Raw genomic sequence first — 19,682 nt, forward strand, 5'->3', positions numbered from 1 at the left:
CCGTATCCGATGACCGACGGCCCGACGCCTCCGTACTTCGTGACCGACGGCCCGACACCCCCGTATCTCGTGACGGTCGGCGATGTCCTTGCGGTTCTGGCCGCGCCGGAGCCCGGCTCGCTCACCCGGGGCGCGACCCTGCGCCTCGGGATCGCCGGAGCCGAGGCGAACGTCGCCATCGGGGTCAGCCGGCTCGGCGGATCCGCGGCCTGGATCGGCCGCGTCAGCGACGACGAACTCGGCGAACTCATCCTCCGCGAGCTGCGCGCGGAAGGAGTCACCACCGTCGCCGCCCGCGACCTGGCCCCCACCTCCCTCCTGCTGAAGCAGCAGCGCACCTCCACACACGTACGCACGCGCTACTACCGCAACCAGACCGCGGGCTCCCGGCTGTGCCCGCAGGACATCCCCGAGGACCTCGTGGCCGGGGCGGCGGTCCTGCACATCACCGGGATCACCCCGGCCCTGGGAGACGCACCCGCCCAGGCCGTCCGCAGGGCGGTGGAGATCGCCTCCGGCGCGGGGGTACGCATCTCACTGGACGTCAACTTCCGCTCGCTGCTGTGGGACGAGGACACGGCCAGGACCACCCTGCTGCCCCTGGTCCGCGAGGCCGACCTCGTGTTCGCGGGAGCCTACGAAGCCCGGCTGATGGTCCCCGAAGGCCCCGGACGAGACGATCCGGGCCAACTCGCCAAGAGCATCTGCGCCCTCGGGCCCGGCGGCGCGGTGATCAAACTGGGTGAAGCGGGGGCCCTGGCCCTTCTCGACGGCGAGGAGTACCGGCAGCCCGCCGTACCCGTGCGCGTCCACGACACGGTGGGCGCCGGAGACGCGTTCGCCGCCGGCTACCTGGCCGAGCTGCTCGCCGGCGAACCGCCCGAGCGGCGGCTGAGAACGGCTGCCCTCCTCGGTGCCTTCGCGGTCGGTACGACCGGTGACTGGGAGGGCCTGCCCCGGCGGGCCGAGCTGGCGCTGCTGGACCATCACGATGACAACGTTCGCTGAACACACGCGTTCACGCCCTTCCAGGGCTCCTCGGAAACCACCCCCTCAACAGCCTCATGTGCCACCTCCCACCATGCCCAACCCCCTCAAGGACACCCCCCATGCCGACACCCGTCACCTCCGCCGACGGTCTCCTCGTCCTCACGGGCTCCTACACGCCGGACTCCGGTGGTGAGGGCGCCGGGCTCGCCGCCGTCCGACTCGTTCCGGAGACCGGCACCCTGAGGCCCGATCCGCGCCTGCCGCCCGTGCCCGTCACCGGTGCCTCGTACCTGGCGGCGCATCCGTCGTTGCCCGTCGTCTACAGCACCAACGAGACCGACCCCGGGGCCGTTTGCGCTGTTGTGCTGCGGCGGAGCGACGAGACGCTGACCCCGCTCGGGGATCCGGTCGGCACCGGTGGCGCCAACCCCTGCCATCTCACCGTCCACCCCGACGGGCGCTGGCTGCTGACGGCCAACTACGGCAGCGACACCGCACCGGGCAGCGTGGCGGTGCACCGGCTGGGCCCGGACGGGCGGGTGGACGAACTGACCGACGTCGCCGTCCACGACGGGACGGGCCCCGTCCGCGGGCGGCAGGACGGGAGCCACGCCCACCAGGTGGTGCTCTCCCCGGACGGCCGCTTCGTCCTGGCCACCGACCTCGGAGCGGACGCCGTCTTCGTCCACCGCCTCGACACCCGGACGGGCCTTCTGCGGCAGATCGCGGTCAACCGGCTGCGGCCGGGATCCGGTCCCCGCCACCTGGCGTTCGCACCCGACGGCACACGGGTCTGGAGCGCGGACGAACTCTCCTCGACACTCACCTGCCACCGGTACGACCCCTCCACCGGCACCTTGACGGAGGTCTCCCGCGTTCCCGCCACGACGGCCCGGGACATCGCGAACCAGCCCGGCGGGATCGTCGCCTCGCCCTGCGGGCGCTATGTGTGGGTCACCAACCGCGGTGCCGACACCGTGGCGGCCTTCCGGGCGAGCGGCACGACGCTCCAGCCGATCGGGGAGGTGCCCAGCGGCGGTTCCTGGCCCCGTGGCCTCACACCGGCCGCCGACCACCTGCTCGTGGCCAACCAGAACAGCGGCACCCTCACCGCACTACGCGTCCTGCCCGACGGAGCGCTCGGCGGCCCCGGCCTGGCAGCACGCGTTCCCTCGGTCGTCTGCGCCCTCGCCCTCTGACAGAGCGGTCACCGGGGCGGTCCCGGCGGTCCCCGCATCCGGACGAAACAGACGAGAGGAACGAACAGTCATGCAAGCACTGCCCCGCACAGCGGTACGCCTCCTTCCCGGGCCGTTCCTGGACGCGCAGGCCACCGCCCTGGACTACCTGCTGTCTCTCGACGCCGACCGGCTCCTCGCACCGCTGCGGCGCGAGGCCGGGCTACCGCCCGTCGCCGAGTCCTACGGCAACTGGGAGAGCTCCGGTCTCGACGGCCACACCGTCGGGCACGCGCTGTCGGGTGCCGCGCTCATGAGCGCGGCCACGGACGATCCCCGGCCCAGGGCCATGGTCGAGCGTCTGGTCCAGGGCATCGTCGAATGCCAGGACGCCCTGGGCACCGGCTACGTCGGGGGCATCCCGGACGGCGTGCGGCTGTGGCAGCGGGTGGCCGCGGGGCAGGTGGAGCGGGACTCGTTCGAGCTCGGTGGCGCCTGGGTGCCGTGGTACAACCTGCACAAGCTCTTCGCCGGCCTGCTGGATGCCCACCGGTACACCGGCTCGGACCTCGCCCTGGCCGCCGTCCGACGGCTGGCCGACTGGTGGGACCAGGCAGCGGCGCGGATGGACGACGACACCCACGAAGCCATGCTCCGCACGGAGTTCGGTGGAATGTGCGAGGCGCTGGCAGACCTCGCCGCCGTCACCGGCACCGACCGGTACGCCGCCCTGGCACGGCGATTCCTCGACCAGTCCCTGCTCGGCCCGCTGCGCGAGCACCGTGACGTCCTCGACGGGATGCACGCCAACACCCAGATCGCCAAGGCCGTCGGTTACCAGCGGCTCGGTGAAGTCGCCGACGATCGGGATCTTCGGGACGCCGCCCGGTTCTTCTGGGAGACCATGACCCGGCACCGGACGTTCTCCTTCGGCGGCAACTCGGTGCGCGAACACCTGCACCCCCGCGACGACTTCAGCCCCGCGCTCCAGTCTCCTGAGGGCCCCGAGACCTGCAACACCTACAACATGCTCAAACTGAGCCGCGAGCTGTTCCTCGAACGGCCGGACGCCGAGGTTCTCGACCACTACGAGCGCGCGACGGTCAACCACATCCTCTCGTCCTTGCATCCGAAGGGCGGTCTGGTCTATTTCACGCCCGTGCGACCGGGCCACTACCGGGTGCTGTCGACGCCCCAGAACTGCTTCTGGTGCTGCGTCGGCACCGGCCTTGAGAACCACGCGAAGTACGGCGAGCTCCTGTACACGACCGAGGGCGGCGACCTGTTCGTCAACCTCTTCGTCGCCTCCCGGCTCAGCTGGCCCGAACGGAACCTGGTGCTGGAGCAGACCGGGACGGCCCCGTACGACGACGAGGTGAGACTCCTGGTGCGGGGCGCCCCCGACACCCCGGTGGCGATCCACGTCCGTGTCCCAGGCTGGCACGAGGGGGTGCCGCAGGTCCGTGTCAACGGCGCACCCCTGGACGAGGGCGGGCCGGTACGGCTCATCACGCGCGGAGAAGGCGGGCAACCCCTGGCCTACGTACGGCTCGAACAGCGCTGGCAGGAAGGGGACGAGATCACCGTGCGTCTTCGCCCCGGTGTCAGCGCCGAGCTGCTCCCCGACGGCTCACCGTGGGTGTCGTTCCGCTTCGGGCCCACCGTCCTCGCGGCCGAGGGCGATCGCGGCGACCTGGTCGGACTCTTCGCCGACGACTCCAGGATGGGCCATGTCGCCGACGGCCCGCTGCGTCCCCTGGAGCACCTGCCCGTCGTGCTCGCCCGGTCCACCGCCGATCTCGCGGCCGGCGTGCGCCGACTCACCCCGGACCGGCTGGAGTTCGCCCTGGATGACGTGGACACGCGAGCGGGTGAGTCCGTCGTTCTCGTCCCGTTCGCGGGCATCCACGAATCCCGCTACGTCCTTTACTTCCCGGTGGCGGAACCGGGCCGGCTCCAGGAGCGGCGGGCGGAACTGCGCGCGGCCGACGAGGCGACACTCGCGCTGCGCGACCGGACCGTCGACGCGGTCGCCGCTGGTGAGCAACAGCCCGAGAGCGACCACGGGTTCGAGGGGTGGAACACATCGTCGGGTCTCACCGACGGGCTGAGGTGGCGGGCGGCCACCGGATGGTGGTCCTACCGCCTCACGGACCAGGACGGCACCGCCACCGGCCTGCAAGTGACCCATCTCCCGGGCGAGGACGCCGGACCGACCCGCGTGCTGGTCGGCGGACAGGTGCTCGGCACGCTCACGCCCTCACCGGAGTCCGGGGACGGGGAGGTTTCTCAGGTGATCGCACTCGGGGCGGACCGTCCTGCCGGGCCCGTGGAGGTTAGGTTCGAGCCCGCCGGCCCGACAAGCACCGTCCGGCTGCGCGAAGTCCGGCTGGTGCGCTGACAGGATGCCTGACCACCAGCCCAACTCGCTTGCGAAGCTGGTGACGACGGAGTTTTGCCGAACGGATCGGTCACACCCTGACCAGCGTCGGCCGGCGCATGTGGCCCCACCTTCCCTTGGACAGGCGTCCACGGGAAGCGCGTCCGCGTCACGATGCCTCCCCGCTGTCGACCTGCTCGGCGGCCGGGCGTGCCACGCCGGGCGGCGTGGTCCTCCCCACGGTCATACGGTTGAGCGCGACAGCCAGGTCCGGGGCTTCGCCGAGCACGAGCGCGGCGGCGCCGAGCGCGCCCACCCGGGCCCCGAGCCCCAGTTCGGCCGGGACCACGTCCACGTCGCGGACCAGTGACAGCGCGTAACGGCGGATCGCCGCCCTCATGGGCTCCAGCAGCACATCCCCGGCCAGGGCCAACTCGCCGCCCACCACGATGAGTTCGGGGTTGAGCAGGTTGCACAGGTTGGCAAGCACCCGGCCGACCACGGCGCCGACGTCGGAGAAGACGCCCTCCCCGGCCCGGTCGCCGGCCGCGGTGCGCCGGAGTATCTCGTCCAGTCCGGTGCCCTCTCCGAAGGCGGGCCGCAGCGCGGTGAGCACGGCCGGAATGCCGGCGTGCAGGACCAGGCATCCGCGGTTGCCGCACCGGCATACCGGTCCGTCGAGGTTCACCGACACATGTCCCAGTTCACCCGCAGCTCCGATCGCACCGCGGTGGAGCTGCCCGTCCAGGATCAGACCGGCGGCGATGCCGCTGGACAGCCCGACGTACAGGAGGTTCCGTACGCCGCGCCCGGCCCCCCAGCGTGTCTCGGCGAGGGCCTCCAGACGAGTGTTGTTCTCCACCGCGACGGGTAGACCGAGTGCCCGCTCGAACTCCTGGGCCACGTGGATGTGCGACCAGGGCTGCCCGGGCAGGGACACGCCGACCACCCCGGTGGTGTGGTCGATCGGACCCGGCACGCCGATGCCCGCCCCGATGATCCGGCCGAGCTGCAAAGAGTGTTCGTCCAGGAGATCGCGCAGTATGCCGACGCCGGCGGTGATGCGTTCGGCGGGACCGCACGCGGGGTTCAACGCGACGCCCCGGCTCGCGATCTCCTGCGCGGAGAGATCGTTGAGATGGACCCAGACGCCGTCGAAGGTGTGGTTCATGCCGAACACGGCGGCCGCACGAGGGTCGACCGCGAGGAGGTCCCCGGCCCGCCCGTCGTGGGCTTCGCCGGGCTCCTCGTCGGACTGGACGACCAGGCCGCGGGCCATCAGGTCGTTGACGATCGTCGAGACCGTGGTCCGGGAGATGCCCGCCCGGCGCGCGAGAGCGGCACGGTGCAGGGGGCTGTGGGTCAGCAGGAGGGCGAGCAGCTGCTCCTCGTTGGTGCGGCGCAGGCTGCGTAGAGACCCTCCGGGCTTTTGGCTCATGAAGCGTGAGGATACCGAGTTGTTTCGAAAGTGTGTCAACACTCTTGACGCACATCTCCGTGCGACTGCAAGCTCAGCGCACCTATCCGCCGCATCTGCACGAAAGGTGAAGGCTCTGCCTGCACGCTGCCGGTCGGCAGCGCGGCGCGTCCACAGGGCAGGGCTCTTCCCTCCGGCCACAGGCGGACCCCGTCCCCGCGTTCCGTCAAGGAGTCCCCATGAGCGAACCCCTGTCCCGCCGGTCCACCCTCCAGGCCGCCGGCGTCCTCGCGATGGCCGGTCTGGCCAGCGGCATCGCGGGAACCACTCAGGCCGCCGCGGCGGAGGCCGACAGCACCGGCGACAGAGTGGTCATCCACCCGACCCTTCCGCGGGTGCCCGTCAACAACTCCTTCAGCGTCAAGGTCCGCTCCCTCGGCGGCAGCTGGCAGAGACTCGACGTCTACCTGGCCAAGCTGGCACTCATCGACCCCGTCACCGGCCGCAACGCGGCCCAGAACTCCTCCTGGGCCGCCTTCGACTTCTCCGGCACCGTGGAGGTGGAGGTCACCTACAACCCGGGCAGCGCCGAGAAGTTCCGCGTCCGCCCGGACTCGTACGGCATCAAGCCCGAGGTGCTCGGCAGCACCGCGCGCTTCACCCTGGACCGGCCGCGCAACGTCGTCGTCCAGGTCGACGACAAGATCTTCGACTGTCTGCACCTGCTCGCGAACCCGCTCGAGAAGAACGCGCCGTCCGAGGGCGACAACAACGTCATGTACTTCGGGCCCGGTCTGCACACCCACCCCGACCGGATCCTGAACGTGCCCAGCGGCACCACCGTCTACCTGGCCGCCGGCGCCGTCCTCACCTCCCAGGTGATCTTCGAGAACGTGGAGAACTCCGGGCTGATCGGCCGCGGCGTGCTCTATGACTCTCCCGTCGGCGCGCTTTTCATCCACAAGAGCGAGAACATCCGGATCGACGGAGTCACGATCCTCAACCCCCGGTACGAGAACAGCCGGGTCGCCGAGTGCAAGAACCTCACGATCAAGAACCTGCGTGCCTTCAGCCACCAGGGCTGGGGTGACGGCATCCAGCTCTACTGCTCCACGAACGTCACGATCGACGGCTGTTTCCTGCGTACGTCCGACGACTGCGTCGCCCTCTACACCCACCGCGGGGACTTCTACGGCGACACCCGCAACATCAAGGTCAAGAACTGCTCCCTCTGGGCCGACGTCGCCCACCCGATCAACATCGGCGTGCACGGCAACACCGACAACCCGGAGATGCTGGAGAACCTGACCTTCGAGAACATCGACATCCTCGACCACCGTGAGCCGCAGGTGACCTACCAGGGCGCCATCGCCTTCATGGTCGGCGACAGCAACCTCGTCCGGGACGTCAGGTTCGACAACATCCGGGTGGAGGACTTCCGCTGGGGCCAGCTCATCCACATGCGGGTCGAGTACAACCCGAAGTACAACACCTCGGCCGGCCGCGGCATCGAGAACGTCTACATCAAGGACCTCAGCTACAACGGCAAGAACGCCGACCTCTCCCTGGTCGTGGGCCTCGGCGAGGACCGCCTCGTCAAGGACGTCACCTTCGAGAACCTCCGCGTCAACGGCAGGGTCATCGCCGACAGCACGGGCAAGCCGGGGTGGTTCCTGGCCTCCGACGGCGTGCCCATGTTCGTCAACGAGTACGTGAAGAACCTCCGCTTCCTCACCACCGCGGAGGCTGCCGCCCTGTAACCACCGTCGGTCGGCCCCGACGTCCTCCCGAGGGGACGCCGGGGCCGACCGCACGACCAAGGCGCGCCACCATGACCTGCGGCGCAGGCGACGAGGGATCAGGCTTCCGGGAGGGGGCGGATGCTCGTACCGCATTGATGGCTCCGCCGACGCGGCATCCGCCACCGCCTCGCCCGCAGCGGCATCGAGCCTCCGAACGACAGGGAGGGCCGCGGGGTGGCGCACCCGGGCACCCGGCCTTGGCCGCCGAGTCCTACGCGGGCATCACGCCATGGATGCGGGAGAGAGTGAAGACGCGTTCCGCTGCGCGCGGGTGGCACCAGGCGTCGAGGTAGGGCGGGTCGAGTTCCAGGTCGCTGAGGGTGCGCACGGTCCGGCTGCCCGAGGTGGCGACGTACTCCACCGTGATGGCCGCACCTGTGTCGATGGGCATGGGCGACCTGGCGGACGTCGCCGTACGACAGAGGCGCTTCGCGTATCCGGCGACGATCTCCTCGGTGTCCGTCGCGAAAGGCACCCCGCTGCCGAACGGATCGGGTTCCGGTGCCGTCGGCGGAGCCTTGAGCAACCGCTCGGCCAGGATGTCCGGCCCGGCGTCGGTGGGCATGGCCGAGACCCGGGTTGCGGCGATCCCCGGGCCGCGCCGCCCGACGTTGCTTCGCGGGGGCGGGACGGCAGCGGCGACCCTCTGCGGCAGGCGCTGTTCGATGCGTACCGTCCCCCCGGCTGTCTCGACGACCGGGGCGTAGCCCGCAGCACGGAGCGCGGCGAGAGCCGTCGAGGGTGGGCTGCCGCTGACCAGGACTGTCGGGGCAGCAGCCGCCGGGCCGTGATGTCGAGCTCTTCGTCGGCCTGGGCCGCCAGGTGGGCACCGAGCGGGGACAGCGCACCCCGTGCCGGCACGCCCAGCAGTTCGGCTTCGCGGATCACGCTGCCGAACGGTGCCGTGTCCTCGGGCGAGGCGTCGCCGGCGAGTGGACGGTGCCAGGCCACGAGCGGCCCCAGCTCCGAAGCGACCTTCGGGGTCGTACGCCGTTTGGACCCTGGAACAACCGGTCCCGATGCGCGAGACCGTCACGAGCGGTACGGACTCGTCCGGACCGTCACGATCAGTACGGACTCGTCGGTGATCGACCCCGCCCGCCCTCGCCCCCGGTGTGCGACGCCTGCCGGGCCAGGAAGTCCCCCGCCTGGCGAGGACCCCTTACGCTCGATGGTGGGGATGTGTTGTGAGCCGCGTCATAGCGGAGGGACGTCCCATGGCCTGCCCGTACACCGTCACATTCGGCTCCGGCGCCGATCCGGCCACGGCTCGGGTCGGGAGCAAGTGCGCCGGTCTGCTCACGATGACCGGCTCCGGGCTCCCGGTGCCGCTCGGGTTCGCGTTGACCACGGACGCCTTCGACGTGCTGCTCGACAGCGGTGGCCTGCGCGCGGAGATCGACGCCGCCCTCGCCGGCCTCGATGTCAGCGACGCCGGCGGCACCGAGGCACGCGCCGCCGCGGTCCGCCGACTGGTGACCGAGCGGCCCGTGCCGTCTCCGGTCACCGCGGCCGTGACCGCCGCCTACCGGGGCCTCGGGGACGGCGGAGACATCCCGGTGGCCGTACGGTCCAGCGCTGTGACGGAGGACCTGCCGACCCTGAGCTTCGCCGGGCAGTACGACACATACCTGTGGGTCCGGGGGGCCGACGCCGTCCTCGACGCCGTACGCCGCTGCTGGGCGAGCCTGTGGACGGCCCGTGCCCTCGCCTACCGCGCCGCCAACGGTGTGCCCGAGCGGGGACTGGGCATGGCGGTCGGCGTGCAGAGGATGGTCGACGCCCGCGCGGCGGGTGTGGCCCTGACCGTGAATCCGTCCGACGGCGACCGGTCGAAGATCGTCATCGATGCCGCGCTGGGGCTCGGACAGCCGGTGGTGTCCGGGGAGATGACCCCCGACAGCTACGTCGTGGACAAGGTGCTGCTCCTCCCCGTACGGACGACGGTGTCGCGAAAGCGGCACGAGCTCGTCGCGGCGCCGGACGGAGACGTCCTCGTCCGGCGCGCGGTCGAGGACGCCCGCCAGGAGGTGGCCTGTCTGGCACCCGCCGAGGTCACCGCGATCGCCCGGCTGGCCAAGGCGGTCGAGCGCCACTACGGCTGCCCGCAGGACATCGAGTGGGCCATCGGCCGTGCCTCCGCTCCGCTCCCGGACGACAGCCCCCGGGTGTTTCTTCTCCAGGCGCGTCCCGAGACGGTCTGGAGCCGCAGACCGCGCACAACCGCCACGGTGGTGCCCGGGGCGGGCGTCTCCAGCATCGCCGACACGATGCTCGGCCTCGGGACCTATCCGACCTGAACCTCGGGCCCGGTCACGACGGACCCGATGAAGGGACCTCACCATGGCGACCCAGCCACGCACGACAGCCGGACCGCGCGAGACCTTCCCCAGCCCTTACGAGCAGCAGCCGCCCGCCGGGGCCGAGGACTGGCAGAGCCTGTACCCGTACCACGTGCTCTTCCAGCCCAAGAGGCGTGTGGCGGACGAGGCGAAGTTCTGGTTCTGCGACAGCCAGCACTGGCCCGCGGTGCTGAAACCGTTCGAGACGATCGGCCCCGAACTGGCGGCCAAGTGCCTGGGCCAGTACAACACCCGGCACTTCCTCGTGCCGCCGGCCTCCGGCATCGAGAGCCGTGTCCACCTGGGGTATGTCTATCTCAGCCCGGTCGCCGTACCACCGGAGGAGGCCGCGGCGCGCGTCCCGGAGTTCCTCAGACGCGCGGGGTATTACTTCGAGCACTGGGACGCGCTGCTGGACAACTGGAAGCGCAAGGTCCGCACCACGATCCAGGAGCTGGAGGCGATCCAGTTCACCGAGCTGCCCCCCGCGCAGCCGTACGAGGAGATCGAGCGCGGCGTCGGACTGGACGCGACCGATGCCCTGCTCGGCGGATACGACCGGCTTCTGGCGCTGTGCCACCGTGCCTGGCAGTACCACTTCGAGTTCCTCAACCTCGGCTACGCGGCCTACCTGGACCTCTTCACTGCCTGCAGGCAGTGGTTTCCCGGCATCCCCGACCAGGGCATCGCGAGCATGACCCAGGGCGTCGACATGGAGCTGTTCCGCCCGGACGACGAGCTGAAGCAGCTGGCCAAGCTGGGCGTCGCACTGGGACTGGAGCAGCCGCTGACCACCACCGGACCCGGGCCCGACACCCTCGCCGCCGTCGCCCGGGCGCCCCGGGGCCATGAGTGGCTGGCCGCCTGGGAGACGGCCCGCGACCCGTGGTTCAACTTCACCTCGGGCAACGGCTTCTACAGCGACGACCGGTACTGGCGGGACGATCCCTCGCTGCCCCTGGGGTACGTCCGCGACTACGTCCGACGGCTGCGCCGCGGCGAGAACGTGGACCGGCGCGTGGCCGAGCTCGTCTCCGAACGCGACCGGATCACCGACGAGTACGCCGCGCTGCTCGCCCCCGGCCAGCGCGCCGACTTCGAGGCCAAACTGCGGCTCGCCCGCCATGTCTACCCGTACGTGGAGAACCACAACTTCTATATCGAGCACTGGACCATGGGTGTCTTCTGGCGCAAGATCCGGCAGCTGTCCGCACTGCTGCACCGGGCGGGCTTCTGGCCGGGTGAGACCGACATGCTCTACCTCACGCGCGACGAGGTCCGTGGCGCCCTGTTCGACTTCGCGGCAGCCTGGGCGGAGGGCTGCGCACCGGTGGGCCCCGACTACTGGCCGCCCGTGGTGGAACGGCGACGGCGAATCGTGCAGGTCCTGGCGGCACAGCGCCCGGAACCGGCGCTGAACCGGCCTCCGGAAACCGTCACGGAACCGTTCAGCATCATGCTCTGGGGCATCACCAGCGAACGGGTCCGCTCCTGGCTGGTCGGCCCTGCCGCCGGCGACCTGACCGGCATGGCCGCCTCACCAGGACTCGCGGTCGGCCCGGCCCGAATCGTGCACAGCCCCGCCGAGCTGGACCTCGTACAGGACGGGGAGATCCTCGTCGCGCCGGTCACGGCGCCCAGCTGGGCCCCGGTGTTCGGCCGGATACGGGCCACGGTGACCGACATCGGCGGGGTGATGTCGCACGCCGCCATCGTCTGCCGCGAGTACTCCCTGCCCGCGGTCACGGGAACCGGGACGGCGTCCACTCGCATCAGGACCGGGCAGCGGGTCCGGGTGGACGGCACGGCCGGCACGGTCACACTCCTCGACTGAGCTGCTCGCACCTCCAGGAGACCGCTATGCCTCCCGAACCGTTCGATGTACTTCCGCTCGACGCGTCGCAGATCCCCCCGGCGGACGCCGTCCCCGCACTGGTGCGCCTGACCGGGGTCCATCAGGAGATCTGGGACCGCGCCCTGCCCTATCTGGATGTGCGTGACAACGACACGCACTCGCTCTACGCCTACGGCCTCGCCGCCGCGTTGCTGGACGCGGTGCCGCCGGCCCGTGCCGAAGTCGTGCTCCCGGCGATCCTGCTCCATGACACCGGCTGGAAGGCCGTCGACCCGGCACACATCCTTCCCGCGATCGCCCCCGGCTCCCGCCATCTGGAGACGGTCCGCAGACACGAGACCGAGGGCGCCCTCATCGCGGCACGCATCCTGGCCGAGGTCGGATACCCGCAGGCCCACGCCGCGCGGGTCGTGGCGATCGTCGACGGTCACGACACCCGGCCGTACGCCCTGAACGCCGACGACGCGGTGGTCAAGGACGCCGACAAGCTGTGGCGGCTCACCCCGCACGGGCTGCGGACCATCGGCTCCTGGTTCTGCCTCGACGCCGAGCAGGCTCTGCGGCTGGTCCTGTCGATCACCTACAACCGTTTGTTCACCGAGCCGGCACGCGGGATCGGCCGTGCGCTGGCCGCCCTCGGCGGACTCGAGCACAGTCCGCAGCGGCTGGCGATCAGCAGTCGGGCTCCCCGCACACATGGCGACAATTCAGGTTGATTATGGACATGGCGTACAGCACGCTGGGTGCCATGGACTGGTCGCCCCCCATCGCGCTGGTCGTGACCGACCGGCGGGGTCTGGTCATCGGGTGGAACGCGGGTGCGGAACGCCTGCTGGGCCACACGGCCGCGGAGGCACTGAGACAGCCGGTCGCAAAGCTGCTCGGGCTGGAGGACCTGGACCACGAAGACACCGACGGGCCCGGCGAACGGCACTCGGTGATTCCGGTCCGGGACGGAGCCGACAGACTGCTGACCCTGCCGGTGTCCCACCACTCCGTGGTCGGCTGCGGAGACGAAACCGGGCCGGGTTCGGTCCTGTTGATCGGCCCGCCTCCCGTCCCGTCCCCACTCCGGGAGCGGGAGGCGCTGTCCTCCTGGGCCCTGGAATCCGCGCCGATGGCACTCACGGTCTACGACACCGACCTGCGCTGCGTGTGGCAGAGCGAACGGATGCGCCGGCTCAGCGGCATCCCGGACGAGCAGCGGCGCGGGCGCCGCCTGACCGACGTCCTGACCGGCCCGGACGCCGTGGAGTGGGAGGAGCGGATGCGGCTCGCCCTGTTGACGGGTGAGGAGCAGGTCGGTGAGGTCAAGGGCCGTGTCCTGGCTGAGTCCGCCCACCGGGTGCTGAGCGTCTCCGCGACACCGTTGCGGGACAGCCGGGGCCAGACACTCGGCGTCTGCACCACCGTGACGGACGTGACCCAGGCCAGCCGGGACCGAGAGCGCCTGGCGCTGCTGAACGACGCGAGCGTCCGCATCGGCAGCACCTTGGACCTGCCTCAGACCGGTCGGGAGTTGACCGAGGTGGTGGTGCCCCGGTTCTGCAACTTCGCCCGCGTCGACCTCCTCGAGCTTCTGCTGCGGGGCGACGAGCCCATCCCTGGGCCGATAGCCGGCGCCGTCCGGATGCGCCGGATCGCCGAGCTGACCCTGTTCCAGGGCGTCACGGAGGTACAGGACGCCGCCGACGACTCCGACGTGTACCTCGCCAACTCCCCCGCGGCACTGTGCCTGGCCAGCGGACGCCCGGCGGTGTACCGGACGACGGACCCGGTGATCCGCGCATGGGCGGCCGAGAGCCCGGCCCGGCAGGCGAAGATCGCCCGGTTCGAGACGCACTCGTGGATGCTGGTGCCGGTCAGGGCGAGGGGGACGATGCTGGGCGTCGTCATGTTCGTCCGCAATCGGGAGACTCCGGACTTCTTCGAACCCGAGGACCTGTCTCTTGCCGAGGACCTGGTGGCTCGGGCGGCGGTGTGTCTGGACAACGCACGAAGGTTCACCCGGGAGCGCACCGCGGCGCTGGCGCTTCAGCGCAGTCTCCTTCCCCAGCGGTTGCCGCCCCAGTCGGCGGTGCAGGTGGCCTCGCGTTATCTGCCCGCGTCACCGAACCTGGGGGTGGGGGGCGACTGGTTCGATGTGATCCACCTGTCGGGTGAGCGCGTGGCCCTTGTGGTCGGGGACGTCGTGGGACACGGGATTCACGCGGCGGCGGCGATGGGGCGGTTGCGGACCGCCGTACGCACGCTCGCGGACGTCGATCCGACTCCGGACGAGTTGCTGACGCGGCTGGACGACCTGGTGATCCAGTTGTCCGCGGAGTCGGGGGGCGACCTGGGCGGCGATCCGGCGTCGGACATCGGCGCGACCTGTCTGTACGCGGTGTACGACCCGGTGTCGGGGCGCTGTTCGCTGGCCCGGGCCGGTCATCCGGTGCCCGCTCTGGTGGCACCGGACGGGTCGGCCGGGTTCCTGGAGGTGCCGGCCGGCCCGCCGCTCGGCCTGGGCGGTGTGCCGTTCGAGTCGGTCGAGACGACGCTGGAGCCGGGCAGTCTGCTGGCGCTGTTCACCGACGGTCTGGTCGAGTCCCGGCAACACGATCTGGACGTGGGCGTGGAGGCGCTGCGAAGGGCACTGACCGCGCCGGCCGACTCGCTGGAGCACCTGTGCGACCAGGTGGTGCGGACGCTGCTCCCGAACGGCCCCGCGGACGACGCCGCGCTGTTGCTGGTGCGGACCCGGGCGCTGGACACCCGGCGGGTCGCGGTGTGGGACGTGGCGGCGGACCCTGCGGCGGTGGCGGGGGTACGGGCGGAGAGCCTGCGCAGGCTGGAGTCCTGGGGGCTGGAGGAGGCCGCGTTCGTGACCGAGTTGGTGGTCAGCGAACTGGTGACGAACGCGATCCGGTACGGCGGTTCCCCGATCCAACTGCGGCTGATCTACGACCAGGTGCTGACCTGCGAGGTCTCGGACGCGAACAGCGCCGCGCCACACATGCGGCGGGCGCGCTCGTTCGACGAGGGCGGCCGGGGGCTGCTGCTGGTCGCCCAGTTGACGCAGCGGTGGGGATCGCGGCAGACCTCGACAGGCAAGACGATCTGGTGTGAGCAGGCCCTTCCGGCAGAGTCCGGGCCGGTCCGCTCCGACGGGTGGGAGCCGGTGGAGGCGGCGTGAGCCGGACTTCGGCACACAAGCCTCCGCCGGCGCGCGGCGGGAGGCATCCCTATGGGGCTGTACGGGGCTGCTGCCGGTCGCCCAGTTAATGTTCGTCCGGAGGCTCGGGAGGGGGCAGGGTCGTCCTGACCTGCGACGGAATGTGGCTGAGGGCAGGCGGTGGACGGTACTGAACGACAGCGAATGCAACCAGAACTGCAACCAGGGCTCAGTTCCTGCTCACATTCTGCGCCAACCGCTGAGCAGTTCCTCGGGACCGTACACCGCCTGAAGGCCGGAACAACCGATCCCGCTGCGGGAGACCGCCACGAGCGGTACCGGCTCGTCGGTGATCGCTGCTCGGTGCTTCTGCAGTGCGGCCAGGTCGTGGCCGTCGAACGCGGAGTTCTCCAGCCACTTGACCGAGCCGAGGAAGAGCAACTGTTTGGCCACCGGTTGTCGGTCGGCGCCCACCAAATCGATTTCGACGGCGTTGCTGCGGGTCCAGTACCCGCCGATCGCCGGGGCGGCGGGCAGGAGCCCGTCCGGCAGCAGGCGGGCGAGGGATTCCCGGACCAGGGGGTCGATCGCGCGACCACGCCAGCTCGTCCACTGCTCCTTGATCCGGCTCAGTGTGAGATCTCCCCGCATCCGCTCGATCTCCGCCATGTGCGGATCCAGAAACGCGAGCCAGAACCGCAGGTAGGGGTCGGCCACGCGATAGCGGCGTTCCTTCGACGGCCGCAGTGAGAGTGGCAGTTCGGCGGCCACGACCCGTTTCTCGGCCAGGACGTCAGTGGCTCGGGTGAGAGTGGTGTGGGCGATGCCGCCGGCCGCGCGCGCGATGTTGGTGAAGGTCCGCTCCCCGGATCCGATGGCTCGCAGGACCTCCCTGCTCATCGCCTGCGGCGGAAACTCAGCGGCCAGTGAGCGCTCGGCCGAGACCAGCAGTGCCGAGATCGGGTTGTCCAGTGAATCGCGGAGGAACTCCCAGACGTCCGCTCCGACCCGCCACTCGGCGCAGATCAGGGGGAGCCCCCCAGTGATCAGAGCAGCGTCGAACGCGGCAGCCGGTGACAGGCCGAGCATCTCGCCGATGTCGGCCGGGTTCAGCGGGCCCACGATCATTTCCCGGCCTCGTTGGTGAAAGGGCCGGTCGTAGCTGTTCAGTGCCTCCATCATCGACAGATCGGATCCGACCAGGAGGAGGAGCACGGGCTTGCGGCTGAGAAGCCGGTCCCATGCCCGCTGAAGCATGCCCTCGAAGGCGTCGATGCGGTCCATGAGATACGGAACCTCGTCGATGACGACGACGCTGGGGGTGTCGTCGGGCAGGATCTCCGCAAGGAGCCTGAATGCTGCGTTCCACTGATCGGGGGTCTCCTCCGCGAACAGTCTCCGCTCCGGCAGAGTGGACCTGGCAACGGTGTCGAACAGCTCCGACAATTCGTCCTCCGCCGTGCCGCCCGCCGCGGTGTAAAAGAGGTTCGGCGTCTCGGTCCGCCGGAGGAACTCCTCGACGAGGCTGGACTTGCCCACCCGCCGTCTCCCCCGCATGAGGATGCACTGCCCAGGCTGCGCCGACCCGACGGCATCCTGAACCGCCTGCAAAGCGTTGCCGAGCACGCGCAGCTCACGGTCCCGCCCGATGAAGCGACGCATTTCCGACCTCCCGATGGGGATGGTATCGGCAGGGATACTATCCCCATCGGTACCATCTGCCTCACTCGGGCATGAGGCTCATGACGCTGTGGATGCGGGAGAGGGTGAAAACGCGCTCGTCGTCTCGCAGGTGGCACCAGGCTTCGAGGTAGGGCGGGTCGAGCTTGAGGCGGCTGAGGGTGCGCACCGTCCTGTTCCCCGAGGCAGCGACGTACTCGACGGTGATGGGTTCACCGGTATCAATGGCATGGGCGAGCTGACGGACGTCGCTGTACGGCAGGTGCTTCGCCCACCCTGCGACGATCTCCTCGGTGTCCGTGGCGAAGGCCGCTCCTCCGTCGAACGGCGCGGGTTCGGGAGGCGTCGGCGGGGCCTTCAGCAGCTGGGCCGCCAAGATGCCCGGGTCTACCGCGGAGGCCGCCTTCGCCACGACTGTGGCGGCGATCCGGCCACTGCCCCCTGTGCCCGTGCCGCGCGGAGCCGGCACAGGAGCGGCGGCCCGCTGAGGCCGGGTCTTCTCGATCCGTACCGTGCCCTCGGCAGTCTCGGCGACGGGAGCGTATCCCTCGGCCCGGAGCGCGGCGACAGTCGTGTCGAGCGAGCTGCGGCTGACCAGCACCGTCGGCGCCAGCTGCCGTAGCCCAAGCTTGGCGAGCTTGCGGTGGGCAGCGAGTTCCGCCAAGAGCGCGGCCTCGTCGCTGTGGAGGACGCAGGCGGCGGGGGCGACGCGTACGCGCCCGTGGCCACGTGCGGTGTCGGTGATCAGGTACGACAGCGGCTGCGGCAGGGGCCCGGCGGCGACAGCGGCCAGGTCGGCGGCGATGGCGTCGGGGACGCGGCCGGCATCCAGTGCCCGGCGGATGCCGTCGGCGCTGAACCGCCACACCGATGCCGTACCGCTTGTCTCCCGGTCGGCGACGGAGTCCAGGAGCGAGGCCAGCCGCGCGGACGGTGTGCCGGTGACGACGGCGGTGAGGTCGGCACCGATCCGTGCCGTCGAGGTGGCCGAGGGCAGCAGCCGCCGGCACTCGATTCCCAGCCCCTCCGTGTCGCCGGCCCGAACGTGGATGCCGAAGGCGGACAGGGCACCGCGGGCGAGTACGCCGAGGATTTCGGCCTCACGGATCACGATGGCGAACGGTGTTCCGTCCGGGGGCGACGAGTGGGCGAACGGGCGGTGCCAGGCGATCAGGGGCCCAAGATCCGACGTGACCCTCGTGCCCCGCCCTGCCGGAAGCTGTGCGGCTGCGGCCAACAACCCGTGGCGAGCCTCCACGCAGCCATTGCAGGGCGGTGCTCCCGCAAGAGCGGGAAGCGCCTTGTTGTCCTCGTCACGCGACTGCGCCGGGGTGAGCGGCAAGTTCCGCCATGCCTGAAGCAGTACGGCGAACTGCTCCGGGGGTTCCTGCTGCGCCCAGGCGTCATACGCCTCGGTGGGCGCCACGCGATCGCCGTCCCGCCCCAGGAGCCCGGCAGCGTAAGCGGTCTCGAGAGCAAGGCGCACGACGGCGTCATCGGCCTGGGCGGCCTTGCCGATCCGGGCCAGTTCACGCGCACCGATCCCGCCGGACTTCAGCCGGGCCGGCGCGGCCTCAGAGCATGCCGACAGGACCGAAGCGGCGTGCGAAGCGAACACCGTGGCCGCGGCTGACGCCTCGCGGTCCACCTCTGCCGGGGTGACAGACGCCAATCGTGCGGAAGGCGGGAGGGGCTCGAACGGAGCGTGCCAGCCCGGCCCGCGCAGCGCGAGCGCCACCTCGGCCGGCATACGGGCCGGACCGTAGCCGTGACGGTCCTTGATCAGGAGCCCCCGGTCCAGCGCCCATCGCTCGCCCGGTTCGAGGCCGGAACCGGGAGTGCCGAACACGATGAACTGCGGCTGCCCTGGCTCACCCTCCGCGTGGCGTTCGAGTAGCTTCCGGGCCGCCGCAGGGGCTCGCGCAACCACCGAGACAACTTGTTCCGCTTTGCTGTGGTGTTCCACCAGTGCGGCCAGTCGCTGCGGCTTGGTGCTCGGCGGCTTGACGCCCAGGGCCGCCAGCATGCCGCGCAGCTCGTCGGAGGTCGCGCCCGCGAGCAGCTGCTCCAGCGGAGCGTCCAGTCCCAAGGGCGCGTCCCACGCCTGCCGCAGAGGTCCGGCAATGCGGAGCTTCTCCGCGCCGTCCGGCCAGACCAGAGCATGATCGGCCAGCACTTCCAGCACGGCGTCCAGTTCGCGGGTGGTTTCGTCGTCCACCACGCCCAGCAGCGCCGCCAGGGCTTCGCGTGACGCGGGCGCACCCAACGCCGCCAGCGCCTCGGCCACCTGGAGATGCGGCAGCGCGAGCCGCGGCAGGACCAGTGCCACCGATCCCGGGCGCTGTAGACGGTCCGCCAGTTCCCCCACCGAGCGCGGCTCCGGAGGGGACATGGCGTCCTTTCGCACTCCGAGCACGCGTGCCAGACGAGAGCCGTCGAGGCTGCCCAGCCATGTCGCCAGCGTGGATCGAGACTTCACGTGGTGTGCACCTCGTTGCGCCAGGGAGTATCGCAGCGGGCCGGAGTATCGACGCCGGGTTCAAGAATGGCGTATTCCCGTGATCAGTGGGTGCCGCACGGGGCCAGGTTCCTCCAGCGAGCGTTGGCGGCTCGTGGTGCGCGTCAACTGCGGACGCGACCCGGCGCGAGACGCCTGACCGGATCCCGTGCCCGGCTCCCCGCGCGCCCCTGGCCTACCTCGCCGAACCCCAGAAGGCGATGGACGCGGACGTAAGCGACTGGGTTCGACATGAAGCCACCCATGCGGGCGCGTGCGCCTGACTGTTCACCGGAATGTCCTGAATATCTGCTGTGGACGCAACCAAAACTGCAACCAATCCACGCCGAAGAGCCGAGCCACGTTCGCGGCTCGGCTCTTCGT

Annotated in this window: 12 protein-coding genes; 8 read left to right on the plus strand and 4 right to left on the minus strand. The window is 70.7% G+C overall.

The window, feature by feature from the left end:
- The first annotated feature begins 9 nt into the window (after positions 1–9).
- The 3 genes from ACI2L1_RS39450 (at position 10) to ACI2L1_RS39460 (ending at position 4,569) form a co-directional block, all read left to right on the plus strand.
- The gene (locus ACI2L1_RS39450) at positions 10–1,008 is read left to right on the plus strand and encodes a sugar kinase (RefSeq protein ID WP_404744290.1); all 999 of its coding nucleotides are present in this window, start codon (positions 10–12) and stop codon (positions 1,006–1,008) included.
- A gap of 101 nt (positions 1,009–1,109) precedes the next feature.
- Positions 1,110–2,189: a lactonase family protein gene (locus ACI2L1_RS39455; RefSeq protein ID WP_404744272.1), complete on the plus strand. Its 1,080-nt coding sequence runs from the start codon at positions 1,110–1,112 to the stop codon at positions 2,187–2,189.
- Positions 2,190–2,259: 70 nt separating this feature from the next.
- Positions 2,260–4,569: a beta-L-arabinofuranosidase domain-containing protein gene (locus tag ACI2L1_RS39460; RefSeq protein WP_404744273.1), complete on the plus strand. Its 2,310-nt coding sequence runs from the start codon at positions 2,260–2,262 to the stop codon at positions 4,567–4,569.
- Positions 4,570–4,717: 148 nt separating this feature from the next.
- Here the strand turns inward: ACI2L1_RS39460 and ACI2L1_RS39465 are convergent, their stop codons facing one another.
- The gene (locus ACI2L1_RS39465; RefSeq protein ID WP_404744274.1) at positions 4,718–5,986 is read right to left on the minus strand and encodes an ROK family transcriptional regulator; all 1,269 of its coding nucleotides are present in this window, start codon (positions 5,984–5,986) and stop codon (positions 4,718–4,720) included.
- Positions 5,987–6,204: 218 nt separating this feature from the next.
- Here ACI2L1_RS39465 and ACI2L1_RS39470 point away from each other — a divergent pair, with 218 nt between their 5' ends.
- Entirely contained in the window at positions 6,205–7,725 is a 1,521-nt protein-coding gene (locus ACI2L1_RS39470) for a glycosyl hydrolase family 28 protein (RefSeq protein WP_404744275.1), read from the plus strand.
- A 253-nt stretch (positions 7,726–7,978) separates the two neighbouring features.
- On the opposite strand, the gene ACI2L1_RS39475 is transcribed toward ACI2L1_RS39470, so the two are convergent.
- Positions 7,979–8,332, minus strand: coding sequence for a hypothetical protein (locus ACI2L1_RS39475; RefSeq protein WP_404744276.1), 354 nt, complete (start codon positions 8,330–8,332; stop codon positions 7,979–7,981).
- A gap of 652 nt (positions 8,333–8,984) precedes the next feature.
- Here ACI2L1_RS39475 and ACI2L1_RS39480 point away from each other — a divergent pair.
- Genes ACI2L1_RS39480 through ACI2L1_RS39495 form a run of 4 tightly spaced genes read left to right on the plus strand, consistent with a single transcriptional unit; the run spans position 8,985 to position 15,142 of the window.
- Positions 8,985–10,067, plus strand: coding sequence for a PEP/pyruvate-binding domain-containing protein (locus ACI2L1_RS39480; protein WP_404744277.1), 1,083 nt, complete (start codon positions 8,985–8,987; stop codon positions 10,065–10,067).
- A 43-nt stretch (positions 10,068–10,110) separates the two neighbouring features.
- Positions 10,111–11,943: a PEP-utilizing enzyme gene (locus ACI2L1_RS39485; protein WP_404744278.1), complete on the plus strand. Its 1,833-nt coding sequence runs from the start codon at positions 10,111–10,113 to the stop codon at positions 11,941–11,943.
- 26 nt (positions 11,944–11,969) lie between these two features.
- On the plus strand, positions 11,970–12,680 hold the full coding sequence (locus ACI2L1_RS39490; protein ID WP_404744279.1) for an HD domain-containing protein: 711 nt from the start codon (positions 11,970–11,972) through the stop codon (positions 12,678–12,680).
- Between the two features lie 8 nt (positions 12,681–12,688).
- Positions 12,689–15,142 carry a SpoIIE family protein phosphatase gene (locus ACI2L1_RS39495; protein WP_404744280.1) on the plus strand — a complete coding sequence of 818 codons (2,454 nt, stop codon included), beginning with the start codon at positions 12,689–12,691 and terminating at the stop codon, positions 15,140–15,142.
- Between the two features lie 219 nt (positions 15,143–15,361).
- On the opposite strand, the gene ACI2L1_RS39500 is transcribed toward ACI2L1_RS39495, so the two are convergent.
- Both ACI2L1_RS39500 and ACI2L1_RS39505 read right to left on the minus strand, forming a co-directional pair.
- Entirely contained in the window at positions 15,362–16,783 is a 1,422-nt protein-coding gene (locus ACI2L1_RS39500; protein WP_404744281.1) for an ATP-binding protein, read from the minus strand.
- A 61-nt stretch (positions 16,784–16,844) separates the two neighbouring features.
- The gene (locus tag ACI2L1_RS39505; protein ID WP_404744282.1) at positions 16,845–19,280 is read right to left on the minus strand and encodes a helicase-associated domain-containing protein; all 2,436 of its coding nucleotides are present in this window, start codon (positions 19,278–19,280) and stop codon (positions 16,845–16,847) included.
- Positions 19,281–19,682: the final 402 nt, after the last annotated feature.

The sequence above is a fragment of the Streptomyces sp. NPDC019531 genome (genome assembly GCF_044903305.1).
Lineage (GTDB): Bacteria > Actinomycetota > Actinomycetes > Streptomycetales > Streptomycetaceae > Streptomyces.

Coding starts and splice junctions, on each gene's coding strand:
- ACI2L1_RS39450 (WP_404744290.1), top strand. CDS start 10: ATGACCGACGGCCCGACGCCTCCGTACTTCGTGACCGACGGCCCGACA.
- ACI2L1_RS39455 (WP_404744272.1), top strand. CDS start 1,110: ATGCCGACACCCGTCACCTCCGCCGACGGTCTCCTCGTCCTCACGGGC.
- ACI2L1_RS39460 (WP_404744273.1), top strand. CDS start 2,260: ATGCAAGCACTGCCCCGCACAGCGGTACGCCTCCTTCCCGGGCCGTTC.
- ACI2L1_RS39465 (WP_404744274.1), bottom strand. CDS start 5,986: ATGAGCCAAAAGCCCGGAGGGTCTCTACGCAGCCTGCGCCGCACCAAC.
- ACI2L1_RS39470 (WP_404744275.1), top strand. CDS start 6,205: ATGAGCGAACCCCTGTCCCGCCGGTCCACCCTCCAGGCCGCCGGCGTC.
- ACI2L1_RS39475 (WP_404744276.1), bottom strand. CDS start 8,332: ATGCCCACCGACGCCGGGCCGGACATCCTGGCCGAGCGGTTGCTCAAG.
- ACI2L1_RS39480 (WP_404744277.1), top strand. CDS start 8,985: ATGGCCTGCCCGTACACCGTCACATTCGGCTCCGGCGCCGATCCGGCC.
- ACI2L1_RS39485 (WP_404744278.1), top strand. CDS start 10,111: ATGGCGACCCAGCCACGCACGACAGCCGGACCGCGCGAGACCTTCCCC.
- ACI2L1_RS39490 (WP_404744279.1), top strand. CDS start 11,970: ATGCCTCCCGAACCGTTCGATGTACTTCCGCTCGACGCGTCGCAGATC.
- ACI2L1_RS39495 (WP_404744280.1), top strand. CDS start 12,689: ATGGCGTACAGCACGCTGGGTGCCATGGACTGGTCGCCCCCCATCGCG.
- ACI2L1_RS39500 (WP_404744281.1), bottom strand. CDS start 16,783: ATGCGTCGCTTCATCGGGCGGGACCGTGAGCTGCGCGTGCTCGGCAAC.